The sequence below is a fragment of the Pontibacter sp. SGAir0037 genome, from assembly GCF_005491705.1.
Taxonomy (GTDB): Bacteria; Bacteroidota; Bacteroidia; order Cytophagales; family Hymenobacteraceae; genus Pontibacter.
On record NZ_CP028092.1, the window covers coordinates 1,983,486 to 1,995,673 of the forward strand.

Below are 12,188 nucleotides of genomic sequence, written 5' to 3' on the forward strand. Positions count from 1 at the left end.
TGTCTTGCTGCTTCTGTACCCTGGCAGCGACTGGATGTAGCGCAGCTCGATACCCTGATTGAGCAAATAGGTGGCAAAGGAGTTCCGAAGCGTGTTCAGATAGAAATGGGTGTCGTGTGGTAAGGCTGCTGCACTGTATTGGAAGTAAAGCTCTTACCTATGTAAATCTCTTGTAATTCACCCATTAGTTGTCGTTCATCAGTTTCTGAAACTCCGCTACAAAGAGACTTACATGGTAACCATCCGCTAAACCGTGGTGCACATGTACGGAAACAGGCATTGTCTTGACACCGTTTTTCTCAGTTACTTTTCCGAAAGATATTTTCGGGCAACTATCCGGAAAGGTGAAACTCCTTGCATGGGAGATGGATGAAAAGTCTATCCAGGGAATGGCGGAAAAATGAATCACATTCTCGCCCGAAACAGCAGGTATCAATCCTTCAGATTGCTGCACGTCCTGAATAACCTGCCTTGCCTGCTCATAAAAGCTGCTTTCATCTTCCTCATAGTCCATGTAAGCAAAGCCGAATGTATGGTTTGGTCTGCTGATGGTAGAAGAAGCATTCACTTGCTCAAAGACATACACTTTCCCGTTGATAATTCTATACCGAAATGCCTCCACTGCATTTGCTGCCTGCAGCGCGCGGTACAGGTAGTACAGGAAAAAGGACTGCTTGTTTTTCTTTGCTTGTGCATAAGCCTTTGTGCAGTCGATCTGAACTGTTATCCCGAAGAACGGCTCTTCGAACCGGGAGAAGAAATGATAATGTTCTTTTCTGTTCCACTCCGATATGTTTACTTCTTTTTTCATCAGGTTAAGTATGGTATTATGTCGCTTATAGTATTAAGTTCTAGCAGGTTCGGATGCTGCAACGCATGTGGGTGTTGCTCGTGCGCCCAGGTGGTGTGGTAAGGCACATGGGCCGCATGGCCCTGCAACTCCAGAACCGGAAGCACATCCGACTTTATGGAATTGCCAATCATCAAAAAGTTTTCAGGCACGCAGTCCAGGTGCTTTAACAGCTTCCGGTAATCGGCAACTTTTTTGTCGCTCATAACTTCTATATGGTGAAAGTAGCTTTCCAGGCCCGACAGCTTCAGCTTTCTCTCCTGGTCCAGCAAATCACCTTTTGTCGCCAGTACCAACCGATACTCCTCATAAAGCGCATCCAGCACCTCTTTTACTCCTTCCAGCAACTCGATAGGCTTTAGCAGCAACTCCTGCCCCAACTGAATTACTTCATCTATCAGCCTGAAACTAGCCATACCACCAGAAACGCTGTAAGCAGTTTCTATCATGCAAAGCATGAAACCTTTAATGCCATACCCGTACAGGTGCAGGTTTTTCATTTCGGTTTTAAACAATTCCTGGGAGACTGAATGATGTGGCAGGAAGTCTTCCAGCAAGGCACAGAACCGGCGCTCTGTCTCCTGGAAATAAGGTTCATTTACCCAAAGTGTATCGTCTGCGTCGAAGGCAATCGTTTTAATTTTGTTTTTCATTCTTGCTTCTGTACTTTTCAGTCACAAAGTTCAGGTAAGCTTTTATGAGCTGAAAGGACATTTGTCCAAACAAGAAAATATGCTTCGTACGAATGTTTCTTTCCTGTCATTTACCGGGCAGCTCTACGCAAAGCAGGAGCAGGAGGAAAGTATTTCGCTAAAGACTTTTCCGGCTGGTAGCCTGCTTTTGCAACAAGGGGGAAGTGCCTCCAAAGTATTCATTGTAAAATCAGGTATCACGAAATGCTTTTTCAGCGAGGAAAACGGCAAGGATTATATCCTCGAATTTTTAGGCGAAGGTGAAATTGTAGGGGAAATTGAGTTTCTGAAGCAGATCCCATGCTTATGCCATGTAGAAGCTGTAACAGAGGTTGAGGCATATGCCATCTCTTTACCTTTTTTCAAATCCCTCTTAGAAACGAATCTTGAACTGAATAAACTCCTGCTGGATGAGTTGGCAGAGCGAATTATTAATACGAGTAGCAGAGCATCCTTTCAACAGCTCTACACGGTGGAGCATGGGCTTAAGAAACTGCTGCAACTGCAATCCAAACTAAACATCCATATTCCGAAAGAAGATATGGCCGCTTACTTAGGTATTACGCTGAGAAGCCTGAACAGGGCTTTAAAAAATGTGGTGTAGGCTCGGGCCCTGCAGCACCTGCAAGGTAAACCGCCCCTGCTCCCTTTCGTAAACAAACACTGGTAGATGTCGAGAGAGGCGGAGGCTACACAGAGAAGGAAGAGCCAGAGATGCAGCAGCATGTATCAGCTGCAGTGGAATACTGTTATAGTAGCGGCGTCACGGTATAGCGCCGCTATATGCATATTGGCGCAGGTGGCTTTGGAAGGTCATTATTCTTTTAATAATCTGGCCGATGGCGGCTATCTCATTTGCCTAAAAGAGTACTCACCTCCACTACCTCAAAATCCGGGTTCGATTCGAAAAGATGCTTGAGAATGGGAATGTGCCCCTGCCCGTATATAACCAGGATAGCTTTATCAGTCGGCTTCACCTGCCGCAGGATGTTGGTATAGATGTGGAGGTTCGTTTTGTACCACTCCGCCACGAGTTCTGTTCCTTCGTACTGGCTGCCCTTCCCGATGCGGATAAAGTAATTGGTATACATTGCCAGGTTTTTGTTCAGCGTGCTTTGGTTATTCAGGTAAATCAGGTTATCTGCCATGGATAGGCTCTTTTCCTTCTCGTTCATTTCCTGCACAAAAGCTTTGGCATAGGTGTCCGTGCTTTCCAGCACAGCCTGCTGCCCGTGCTGCAGGGCCGCTGCCTGACTTGGCTGCGTGTCAAACTTTCCCAGGTAATTAACACAGGTAAGCTTTGGCAACTGTAGTCTTTTGGCTGTTTGGAAACCTAGCAAATCTATTTCATTTAGTTCCAGCTTATACTTGCCGGCCAGGTATTGCCGGTACTGCTTGTCAGTGTTTTCCTGCTTTTCCACTGGTACCTCAATGCAGATCTGGTCCGGCTTAAAGGCTGCCAGCCTCACGATCACGTGCTCGAGCTCCTTTTTCTTTTGTGCCGTCAGCTTTAGCTCTTCGTTGCTGTAGGCATCCTGTGTGGAGGGGGTAAAGTGCATAGTTCCCAATAAAGCAATTTTAACTTTCGCCTTTCCTCCTGCCTGCGCTAAGGCAGCGTATGAATACAATAAAAGGATGGTAACTGTAAGAAAAAATTTCATTTCTTTTGTCTATAGGTAACGTGTTGTTACTGGGCCAGTGAGTGGGCGCCCGAATTTATCCTTCGGCACGTTAAAAATAACTGATTTTTCAGAACTCATCAATTCCAGCACCATACTAATCTCTGCCTTTTTCATCGGCTGCTCTTCCTTTCCGGGCGCCATCTGGGAATAAAGATGTTACTCTCGTAAATGAAGGTAGTTAAATTTTTGCTTGGCGCAGCACTAGGTTACTCACAACCTGTGGGCTTTCCGGCTGAACCTCCAAACTAAAGCAGCAAATCCTTCTCATCTTTAAGCGCTACCCCCGTAAGCTTCCTGCGAAGCGCCTCTTGTGCCAGGTAAAAGATTTTGGAGGCAGCAGCAGCATAAGGCAATCCCTCCGGCCGAATATTGGAAACGCAATTGCGGGCCTCGTCTGTTAATCCCGGTTTGGGGTCAAAGGTAAAATAAGCTCCTAAGCTGTCAGGAGAGCTTAAGCCTGGGCGCTCACCGATCAGGATGATAGAAAGCTTTGCATGAAGTAATGCCCCGATTTCGTCGGCAATGGCTACCCGTGCCTGCTCCACCACCGTAACAGGTGCCAAGGAAAAATCAGCCTTTTGCATTTCCGGCAACAACAGTTGCAGCAAAGGTATAGCATGCGCATTCACGGCCGTTGCCGACAAACCATCCGCCAGCACAAGGGCTACATCTGTCCCGGCGGTTCCTGCCCCTTGCAGCAGCTCATACGATGGCCTGTCCAACCTTCGCCCCAGGTCGGGCCGCTGCAGGTACTCCTGCCGGTCGGTGGCCTGGCTGTGCAGCAGCTGCACCGGTATATGCAGGCGCTGCAGGTCGGGCAAAAGCTTCCCTATATCCAGGCTAGAGTAAACGGCATCACGGGCATGGGCATGGGCCATTTTAAAAGCCAACGATGCCCGCAACGGGACACTCGTACCTGTTCTGCCCAGCGCAATGCGTGCAGCCGTAAAGGCATTTAAACTATCCCAGGGATCTGTTTCTGTTTTCCGGAGCATCAGTTAAAGAATACTTGTACCACAACAAAAGAATTACAGCTATCTCATTAAGCTTCTGCTTCTTCCAGCTTACCCCATTATCTTCAGGAGCTGGTGCCTGCGCTGCGCTGGCTGGAGCTTACCATGTTCATCTACTATCCCCTGCCCTATAAGCCACTGCTCAAATTCCGGGGCCGGCCGAAGCCCCAACACCTTTCGCACATACAAGGCATCATGAAAAGAAGTGGACTGGTAATTCAGCATGATGTCGTCAGCTCCCGGCACTCCCATCATGTAGAAGGTCTTAAGAGGTACATCCGCCAGCACTATCTGAGCAGCTACGCGTTCTTCATAACTGGCAGCTGCCACTCCGGCCAGTGCGTCTCCGGAGCGGAACGGCGAGGCCTTTGCCAGCAGTTCCTTTAAGCTCCGGAACCGATAAGTATGATGACGAACAGTATAACTATAGTTCATGCGTAAGTAGCCAAAATCAATGAAACATTCTTTTTGAGGCACATCATATATATACAGCGTCCTGACTTATCGGAATTTGGGATTGTATCGCTCCTGGAAACAGGACACAAGTATCAAGACATAAGACATAAGACTTTTTCTCTTTTGTATTTTTTGTAAAACTATTTTCAGGAAGTTCTGTCGCTATCAATAATAGACTGATAATCAATACCATCAAAACAAAATCAAATATTCTGTATCGTAATGCGTGTATCCTGGTCATCCGATCCGGGTACGGCACTTACTTTACCTCCAGCAGTGCATCACCTGTAATTTTACGGCGATGCTTTCCGAGCAGCAGGTACACGCCCAGCATCAGGAACAGGCCGGAAAAGAAAATGATGCTTAGCAGCGGGTTATAATATACAATAGCTCCCAGGCTAACAGCAGACAAGGCTAAAGCAATGGCAGGAAACCAAGGATAAAAAGGAGCAGCAAAAGGCCTTTCCAGGTAAGGTTCTTTTTTGCGAAGCGAAAACAGGCTGATCATACTGATGATGTACATGACCACGGCCCCTAATACCGAAAGAATAATCACCTGATCGGTGGTTCCTGTGAGCAGCGCCAGGCAACCAACCATACCTCCTGCTACCAGGGCCCGGTGCGGTGTTCGAAAGCGAGCATTTACACCGGCTAAAAAACCCGGTAAATAGCCGCTTCGTGCCAGGGCAAATAGCTGCCTCGAGTACCCTATAATACAACCATGAAAAGAAGCTATCAAACCAAACAAACCAATACTGGCGAAGAGCTGGGTCCAGTTACTGTCTCTGCCCATTACGATTCCGAGTGCTTCAGGCAAAGGATAATCTATGCTGCTCAGCCTTTGCCAGTTGGCAACACCGCCTGTTAACACCATAACGCCCATTGCCAATAGCACCAGCGTGCCCAACCCGTAAATATAGCCTTTGGGGATGTTCCGTTTTGGGTCTTTCACTTCTTCGGCCACCATCGCTACGCCCTCTATGGCCAGGTAAAACCATATGGCAAAAGGCAAAGCAGCAAAAATACCCGGCAATTCGAAGGGCAAAGGATCAGCCAGAAAATTAGCCGCCTCAAAATGTGGTGCCACCAGCCCCATGTACAGCAGCAGTTCGCCTACGGCCAGCAAGGTAACCACCAACGAAAAAGTAGCAGATTCTTTTATTCCGAGCAGGTTAATGCCTATAAACAGAACATAAGAGGCAAGGGCTGTGTACAGTACAGGAACAGCCGGGTAAAGAAAATGCACATAACTGCCTAGCGCGAAAGCAATGGCAGGCGGTGCAAAAAGGAACTCTATCAGGGTGGCATACCCTGAAACAAAACCTCCAACAGGACCCAAAGCTCTGTAGGCATAGGCAAAAGGGCCTCCGGCATGCGGAATAGCAGCAGAAAGCTCTGTAAAACTAAAAATAAAGGTGATGTACAAAACCGTGATAAGCAGTGTGGCCACCAGGAAACCTATAGTGCCGGAAACGGCCCAGCCGTAATTCCAGCCAAAGTACTCACCGGAAATAACCAGCCCCACCGCAATTGCCCACAGGTGTACTGGTTTTAAAACCTTTTTTAAGCCGGGTGTATCTGCCTTTTGCATACAACATGGTATTGATCATGCTATCAATATACTTATTAATCGTAACATCTTCAGCATGTTGTCAAACGTACCCGGCAGGACACTTACTTCCACAACCTGCAAAACCTCCTGCTCCACGAAAGCGCCTCCTCCTATGCCTCCGTGCCACATCGTTGCTCAACAGCAGCCTCTCAAACAGCTGGCTGTTTACCTGCCTTTCCAATTGGCGGGCGGACCAGTTATTTTTAGCTGCTTCGGCTATATAAAATTCGTGATTATCTTCATTTTCAATGCCTTCAAGAATTTTATAATGTGTCCAGCTGAATTGTGTACACAGTGCGAACACAATTGAGATAGTACGGTAAAAATGTCCATACCAGTGCAGATGCCGCTTCGAAAAGCCACTGCCAAACTGTGGCTGCAACGCTTCGGCCAATTATTGTATCAGGAAGGCTCCGTAAGCTGCCCGGTCTTCGCCATGCTGCTCTTCTTCGAAAATCTCCTTCCCAATATGCCAATACATGAGCACCCGCTCCGTGAAATTACGATGCTTTACTGGAGACTTTATTCAGGCAGCGCAGCGACAGCTTGGACGTATAAGAGGTTTTCATATCGGCAAGGAGTCAGGTAGCCAAGCGCTTAACAGCTCCTTTTCCGGTTATAGAAACCCTCAATGTACTCAAACACGGCCTGCCGAGCCTCCTGCCAGGTGGCAAATTGGTGGTGGTAAGGCCATCTCTGTCTTCATCGTCTTCTTAAATCTGCTTAACAAAGGTCTCCAGTCAAAGGTAATAACTACAATGTTGGTTGTCTAAGTTTGGGGTACGGATGACAATCCGGAGCGCCGCTCCCATCTCGCTTACCTGTTTGTGAGCAAGTCCCGAGCGCTGTTGAAGATCCTTCCTAGTAGGCTCCGCTCCTCGGTCACGACTTCTGCCTGGGCCACCAGGCCTACCTGCAGCTTCACTTCCTTGCCGTACGTTGTCTTCGTTGGCAGCGTCACGGTCGCCGTATAGGCGGTATCGCCGGAGACCACGTCCGAAATATAGGTGATCTTTCCCCGCAGCAGCCCGAACTCCTGCGTTGGGTAGGCCTTGAGCCGGATGAGGACGTCCTGGCCCGTCCTGACCTTGCCAAAGGCCTGCTGACTTAACGTCAGCTCACCGAAAGGTGCTGCATCCTGTCGTGCATTGGTTATGTAAAGGACAGGCTTGTTCAGCGGCAACCACTGGTTTTGCCGCAGTACCTGGTGAAATACCACCCTCCCGTCCTGCTCTGCTACCAGCACATGCTCCTTCTTCCACTCGTCCAGCTCACTTTTAAACTTTTGCAGCTTCGCTAAAAAGACAGCGCGTTGCGCTACCACCTCCTGCGCTACCTGCTGGAGTTCCCACTGCTTTTGCGCCTGGACAATGCTGTTGTTGATCAGGGAGGACCGGGTGCTATTGAGCGGCAATTTGATGCTGACAAACTTACTCTCCTGTAGTTGGAACTCCTGTAGGGAAATAACTTTCGCCTCGGCCAGTACCTGATGCCGGGCAAACTCCTCCTGGGCGATAGCATATGCTTCCTGGTGAATCTGCTGCTGCTCGGCCAGTTGCAGTTCCAATTGCTTCAGGGAGTGTATTTCATTCCGGAGCGCCTGCTCCTTTCCTGCATAGATGCCGCCCGGTGTATACATCAGGAACTGCAGGTAAGCGAGGTAAAACTCCTGCAAAGCAGGCTGCAGTTCACCATAGTGCTTCCTGGCATTGAACCTGGCCTGCTGGGCAAGGCGGTCGTTCCCGGCAAGCACCTCCTTCTGCAGCGAGTCGATCCGGCTGCTCAGCTGCAACACTTCCCGGTGGTCCGCGTTGCTTTCCAGGTACCCCAAAACCTGGCCGCTGCTGACCGCTTGCTCTTCTTTCACCAGCAGCCTTGCAAGCCTGCCTGCTTTGCGCGCCAATACTTCCTGTGGACGGTAATCTGCATCAACTTTTAGGTTCGCCGGAATGCTGTCGGGTGACTTGATACTGCCGGCAAGCAGCAGCAGCAGCAGCAAAATACCAAAGAAGAGGCTGATGCCCCAGCGTACTAGCCACCCGGGTACCGCCCCGATGATCTCCTGTACTTCTTCACTGTGTTCCTGCGTAGCAGGTTGGTGTAAAGGCATAAGTCTGAATTAATAACGTTCTTGTTGTATTGTCCTGACAGCGGCGGGTGGACCATAACACCCTTCCCGGATCCGCCTAAAACCCCAGTTCCAACTGGTTGCGGACCAGCTCAAAGTAGGCTCCCTCACGGGCCACCAAGCTCTCATGTGTCCCCACCTCGGTGATCTCGCCGTTGTGCAGTACCACGATCTGGTCAGCGTTTTTCACCGTACTCAGCCGGTGCGCCACCACCACCACCGTACGTCCCTGGAAAAAGGCGTCCAGGTGATCCATGATCACCCGCTCGTTATTGGCATCCAGGGCATTGGTCGCCTCATCAAAAAAGATATAAGTTGGGTTCTTGTACACCGCCCGGGCAATGAGGATGCGTTGCTTTTGTCCCTGGCTGATGCCCTTGCCCTCCGCACCGATCTTAGTCTGGATACCCATAGGGAGCCCCAGCACAAAATCCTGTATGTTAGCCACCTTAATGGCCTGCCAGAGCCGCTGTAGATCGGGCCGCTCATCGGCCACCGCGATGTTGTTGGCAATGGTGTCCGAAAATATGAACCCGTCCTGCATCACCGTTCCGCAACTCCTGCGCCATTTGCTTGGTTTTAGATGCTCCAGCCAGGTCGCACCTACCTTGATCTCCCCGTTCTGGGGACGGTAGAAGCCCAGCAGCAGCTTCAGCAGGGTCGTTTTACCACTCCCGCTCATCCCGACGATGGCCGTGGTTTTCCCAGCCGGGATGGTCAGGTTGATGTTCCGCAGCACGGCCTCGTTCCCGGCACCCGGGTATTTGAAGCTCACGTCTTGCAACTGGATGGTCTTGTCTTCGGGGAGCTCAGGCTGGTACGCCCGGTGGACCGGTTCCTCGTTTTCCAGGGCATGGAGCTCGTTGAGACGCTCCATGCTGATCCTGGCATCCTGCGAAGCTTGGATAAAGCTCAGCAGCTGCTCCACCGGGCTGTTGAGTTGCCCCAGGATGTACTGCACGGCCATCATGGCCCCCAAGCTCATCTCACCAGAAACAACGGCCTTCGCCACTAGGAAGATAATGAATATATTCTTGCTCTCGTTGATGATAAAGGCGCCCGCCTGCTGGTACTGCCCCAGCGACAGGCTCCTGACACTGTGCCGGAAGAGCCCGGCCTGGATGCGCTCCCAGTCCCAGCGCTTCTGCCGCTCACAGCCGTTCAGCTTGATCTCCTGCATGCCGTTGATGAGCTGCATCAGGGCGCTCTGGTTCTGCGCCGCCACCGTAAAGCGCCGATAGTCGAGCTCTTTTCGCTTTCGCAGAAAGGCCACGATCCATAGCGTGTACAGCACACTCGCCCCAAAAAACACCAGAAAGACGGTGGCATCGTAATAGGCCAGCACAAAGGAGAACATCACTAGGTTGAACAGGGAGAAAAAAACGGTCAGCGACTGGTTCGTCAGAAAAGCCTCGATCCGCTTCTGGTCGCTCATGCGCTGCATGATATCCCCGGTGAGCTTGGTGTCGAAAAAACTGATGGGCAACTGCATGAGCTTGGTCAGGAAGTCCGACAGAATGGAAACGTTCAAACGCGTGCTGATGTGGAGCAGTAGCCAGGACCGGATAAAATCCACGCTCGTACGGCCGATCAGCAACATGAACTGGGCGATCAGCACCAGGTAAATGAAGCTCAGGTTCTGGGTAGTGATGCCCACGTCCACCACCGACTGCATTAGGAAAGGCAGGAGCAGCTGCAGGACGATGCCGATCAACAGGCCCAGCGTCAACTGCACCAGAAGCTTTTTGTACGGGGCCAGGTAGCTGAGAAAGGTACCGAAGCTGGCTAGGTTTTCCGCCGCCTCGTCTTCCTGCTCGTAGAAGGCCGGCGCCGGCTCTAGTAGCAACCCGACACCGTACGAACTGCCGTTGTTCTTATAGCTGTAAAAGTGCTCGCAGAACTCATCGAAGGCATAGTGGATGATCCCTTTGCCCGGGTCGGCCACGGTGCATTTCCCGCGCTTTATCCTGTAGAGCACCACGAAATGATTTTGATCCCAGTGCAAGATGAGCGGCATCCTAGCTTCCCGGAGCTGTTCCAGGTTTAGCCGGGCCCCACTTACGCGCAGCCCGATCTTCTCGGCGGCCTCCGCTATGCCCAGCAGGGACACGCCCTCTCGGGTAATCTCCATCAGTTCCCGCAACCGGCCGATGCTGCGGCTCCGGCCAAAGTATCGGGCCACCATCCGCAGGCAGGTGGGGCCGCAGTCCATCTGGTCCGGTTGTTTATAAAAAGGGTATTTCAAGTTAATGCCGTTAGGGGTGACTACTTTCTTTCCTTGCTAACCTGTGCCCCGTACAGGTCCAGTAGCTTGTCCCTGAGCTGTTGCCCTTTGAGGTTTTTCCCGATGATCGTCCCGTCCGGGCCGATCAGGTAGTTGATGGGGATTTCATGTATGCCGTACCTGGCTATGGCCAGGTTGCTTTTACCCTCGATGGCAATGACCTGCTGCCAAGTCAGTTTGTCCTTCTGGACTGCCTTTAGCCAGGCCTCCCGGTTTGTGTCGATGGATACCGACAGAATGGTAAACCCATTGTCCGCGAATTCCTCGTACAGCGCCCGTAACCTGGGATGCTCCGCCCGGCAGGGGCCGCACCAACTTGCCCAGAAGTCCAGCAGCCAGTACCCCTTGTTGGCAGTCGTACGGAACATAGTCCCGGCAGAATCCGGCAGCGAGAAATGAATCACGGGGCTTCCTTCCTTCAGGTTCTGGCTGGCCCAGAGTTTTGCCTTCAGCTCACCGTGCAAGGGCACTGCCTTGTACACCCGCGGCATGTTGTCCAGGAGCGCCATCACTTGGTCTGTGGGCATTACCTTTTCCCCGTAGATGTCCAGGTAGTACAGGGCCGCATAGGAGGCAGGGTACTGGCCTACCAGCCGGTTGATTGTTCCGTGCAGGTACGCCTGTATCGAGTCCAGTTTAAGCTTGGAGGCCTTCAACAACTGAATTTCCTGCCGCTTACCGTATTCCTTCATTTCGTTGATGACAGCTTCCTCGCTTTTTTTGATCGCCGCGACCTCCTGGCTGAACACACCCAGGACCTCCATGTCGCGGGACCCGCTGACGCGGGCCTCGTGGATGGCACGAGCCTCGCCGTCCACCCGTAGCTGGCTCCCGTCGAGGTAAATAATTTTAAAGCTAGGCTGTCCTTTGATAAAAAGGGAATAAGGGCCAGGGGTTGCCACCTTGCCCGAGAGCCTGAAGCCATTGTTCCTGAGCTTGACAGAATCAATAGGTTGCTTGCTGTCGTTGGGGATGTAAGTGCCTTTCGCCAGGTACACCGTTTCCCCGCTCCCCGCAGCCAATTTCCCGGTTATCTTATATGGGTACAGGGCTTGTGCCACTGCACAAAGCGGGAACAACAGGAGACCCAGCACAAGGCAGCTGAGCGAAGGCAGGTATTTTGCAGTCATAGAAGCATTGGTTTTTGATTTAAAAGGAAAGTAACCCAGCCACACCCCCACTGGATGCGCCTGGGTTATTGGCGGGCTTTCGCCCTAGCAGCTCAGGGAGGCCTCTACAGACACCTCCTCGGTCAAGGCACAGTTACAGGTCACGGTGCCGCCGCTCGAAGAGCAGCTTCCTTCCGAGCAGCTGCAGCTTTTGTTGCCGCCACCCGGACACGTTACACTGACATTGCATCCGTTAAAGCCGCCAACGATATTCTTCATTTCGGCTCTGCTAAGTAAATTCTGTGACTTCATGGTATAACCTGCTTTTATACATCAAAAAGCAGTAAAAACTTTACTTTTAT

10 protein-coding genes and 3 pseudogenes are annotated in these 12,188 nt (G+C 51.0%); 1 reads left to right on the forward strand and 12 read right to left on the reverse strand.

Annotated elements, in window-relative coordinates:
- Window positions 1-184 precede the first annotated feature (184 nt).
- Together C1N53_RS08100 and C1N53_RS08105 are read right to left on the reverse strand one after the other, a co-directional pair.
- Window positions 185-811: a chloramphenicol acetyltransferase gene (locus tag C1N53_RS08100; RefSeq protein WP_137758821.1), complete on the reverse strand. Its 627-nt coding sequence runs from the start codon at window positions 809-811 to the stop codon at window positions 185-187.
- Window positions 811-1,503, reverse strand: a complete 693-nt coding sequence (locus C1N53_RS08105) for an HAD family hydrolase (RefSeq protein WP_137758822.1) — start codon at window positions 1,501-1,503, stop codon at window positions 811-813. The genes C1N53_RS08100 and C1N53_RS08105 overlap by 1 nt, the downstream gene beginning before the upstream one ends.
- A 79-nt stretch (window positions 1,504-1,582) precedes the next feature.
- Here C1N53_RS08105 and C1N53_RS08110 point away from each other — a divergent pair, with 79 nt between their 5' ends.
- On the forward strand, window positions 1,583-2,146 hold the full coding sequence (locus C1N53_RS08110; RefSeq protein WP_137758823.1) for a Crp/Fnr family transcriptional regulator: 564 nt from the start codon (window positions 1,583-1,585) through the stop codon (window positions 2,144-2,146).
- Between the two features lie 247 nt (window positions 2,147-2,393).
- Here C1N53_RS08110 and C1N53_RS08115 read toward each other — a convergent pair whose 3' ends face one another.
- The 10 genes and pseudogenes from C1N53_RS08115 to C1N53_RS08155 form a co-directional block, all read right to left on the reverse strand.
- The gene (locus C1N53_RS08115; RefSeq protein WP_137758824.1) at window positions 2,394-3,203 is read right to left on the reverse strand and encodes a DUF5694 domain-containing protein; all 810 of its coding nucleotides are present in this window, start codon (window positions 3,201-3,203) and stop codon (window positions 2,394-2,396) included.
- Window positions 3,204-3,469: 266 nt separating this feature from the next.
- Window positions 3,470-4,219: an ethanolamine ammonia-lyase subunit EutC gene (gene eutC / locus C1N53_RS08120; protein WP_137758825.1), complete on the reverse strand. Its 750-nt coding sequence runs from the start codon at window positions 4,217-4,219 to the stop codon at window positions 3,470-3,472.
- Between the two features lie 69 nt (window positions 4,220-4,288).
- Window positions 4,289-4,495, reverse strand: a pseudogene (eutB, locus tag C1N53_RS22690) (ethanolamine ammonia-lyase subunit EutB); the annotation flags it as partial.
- A gap of 12 nt (window positions 4,496-4,507) precedes the next feature.
- Window positions 4,508-4,672: pseudogene (gene eutB / locus C1N53_RS22695) on the reverse strand (ethanolamine ammonia-lyase subunit EutB); the annotation flags it as partial.
- A gap of 280 nt (window positions 4,673-4,952) precedes the next feature.
- Window positions 4,953-6,284, reverse strand: coding sequence for an ethanolamine permease (gene eat, locus C1N53_RS08130; RefSeq protein WP_137758827.1), 1,332 nt, complete (start codon window positions 6,282-6,284; stop codon window positions 4,953-4,955).
- Between the two features lie 61 nt (window positions 6,285-6,345).
- Window positions 6,346-6,699: a DUF1016 N-terminal domain-containing protein gene (locus C1N53_RS22985; RefSeq protein WP_206077630.1), complete on the reverse strand. Its 354-nt coding sequence runs from the start codon at window positions 6,697-6,699 to the stop codon at window positions 6,346-6,348.
- A gap of 203 nt (window positions 6,700-6,902) precedes the next feature.
- Window positions 6,903-6,980, reverse strand: a pseudogene (locus tag C1N53_RS08140) (IS3 family transposase); the annotation flags it as partial.
- Window positions 6,981-7,122: 142 nt separating this feature from the next.
- Entirely contained in the window at window positions 7,123-8,415 is a 1,293-nt protein-coding gene (locus C1N53_RS08145; protein WP_137758828.1) for an HlyD family efflux transporter periplasmic adaptor subunit, read from the reverse strand.
- Window positions 8,416-8,491: 76 nt separating this feature from the next.
- Window positions 8,492-10,678, reverse strand: coding sequence for a peptidase domain-containing ABC transporter (locus C1N53_RS08150; RefSeq protein WP_137758829.1), 2,187 nt, complete (start codon window positions 10,676-10,678; stop codon window positions 8,492-8,494).
- Between the two features lie 20 nt (window positions 10,679-10,698).
- Window positions 10,699-11,898 (reverse strand): TlpA disulfide reductase family protein, encoded by a 1,200-nt coding sequence (locus tag C1N53_RS08155; protein ID WP_137758830.1) that lies wholly within the window; start codon window positions 11,896-11,898, stop codon window positions 10,699-10,701.
- Window positions 11,899-12,188 lie beyond the last annotated feature (290 nt).

Excerpts from the sequence above, each read along its gene's own strand:
- C1N53_RS08100 (WP_137758821.1), bottom strand. The coding sequence starts at position 811 with ATGAAAAAAGAAGTAAACATATCGGAGTGGAACAGAAAAGAACATTAT.
- C1N53_RS08105 (WP_137758822.1), bottom strand. The coding sequence starts at position 1,503 with ATGAAAAACAAAATTAAAACGATTGCCTTCGACGCAGACGATACACTT.
- C1N53_RS08110 (WP_137758823.1), top strand. The coding sequence starts at position 1,583 with ATGCTTCGTACGAATGTTTCTTTCCTGTCATTTACCGGGCAGCTCTAC.
- C1N53_RS08115 (WP_137758824.1), bottom strand. The coding sequence starts at position 3,203 with ATGAAATTTTTTCTTACAGTTACCATCCTTTTATTGTATTCATACGCT.
- eutC (WP_137758825.1), bottom strand. The coding sequence starts at position 4,219 with ATGCTCCGGAAAACAGAAACAGATCCCTGGGATAGTTTAAATGCCTTT.
- eat (WP_137758827.1), bottom strand. The coding sequence starts at position 6,284 with ATGCAAAAGGCAGATACACCCGGCTTAAAAAAGGTTTTAAAACCAGTA.
- C1N53_RS08145 (WP_137758828.1), bottom strand. The coding sequence starts at position 8,415 with ATGCCTTTACACCAACCTGCTACGCAGGAACACAGTGAAGAAGTACAG.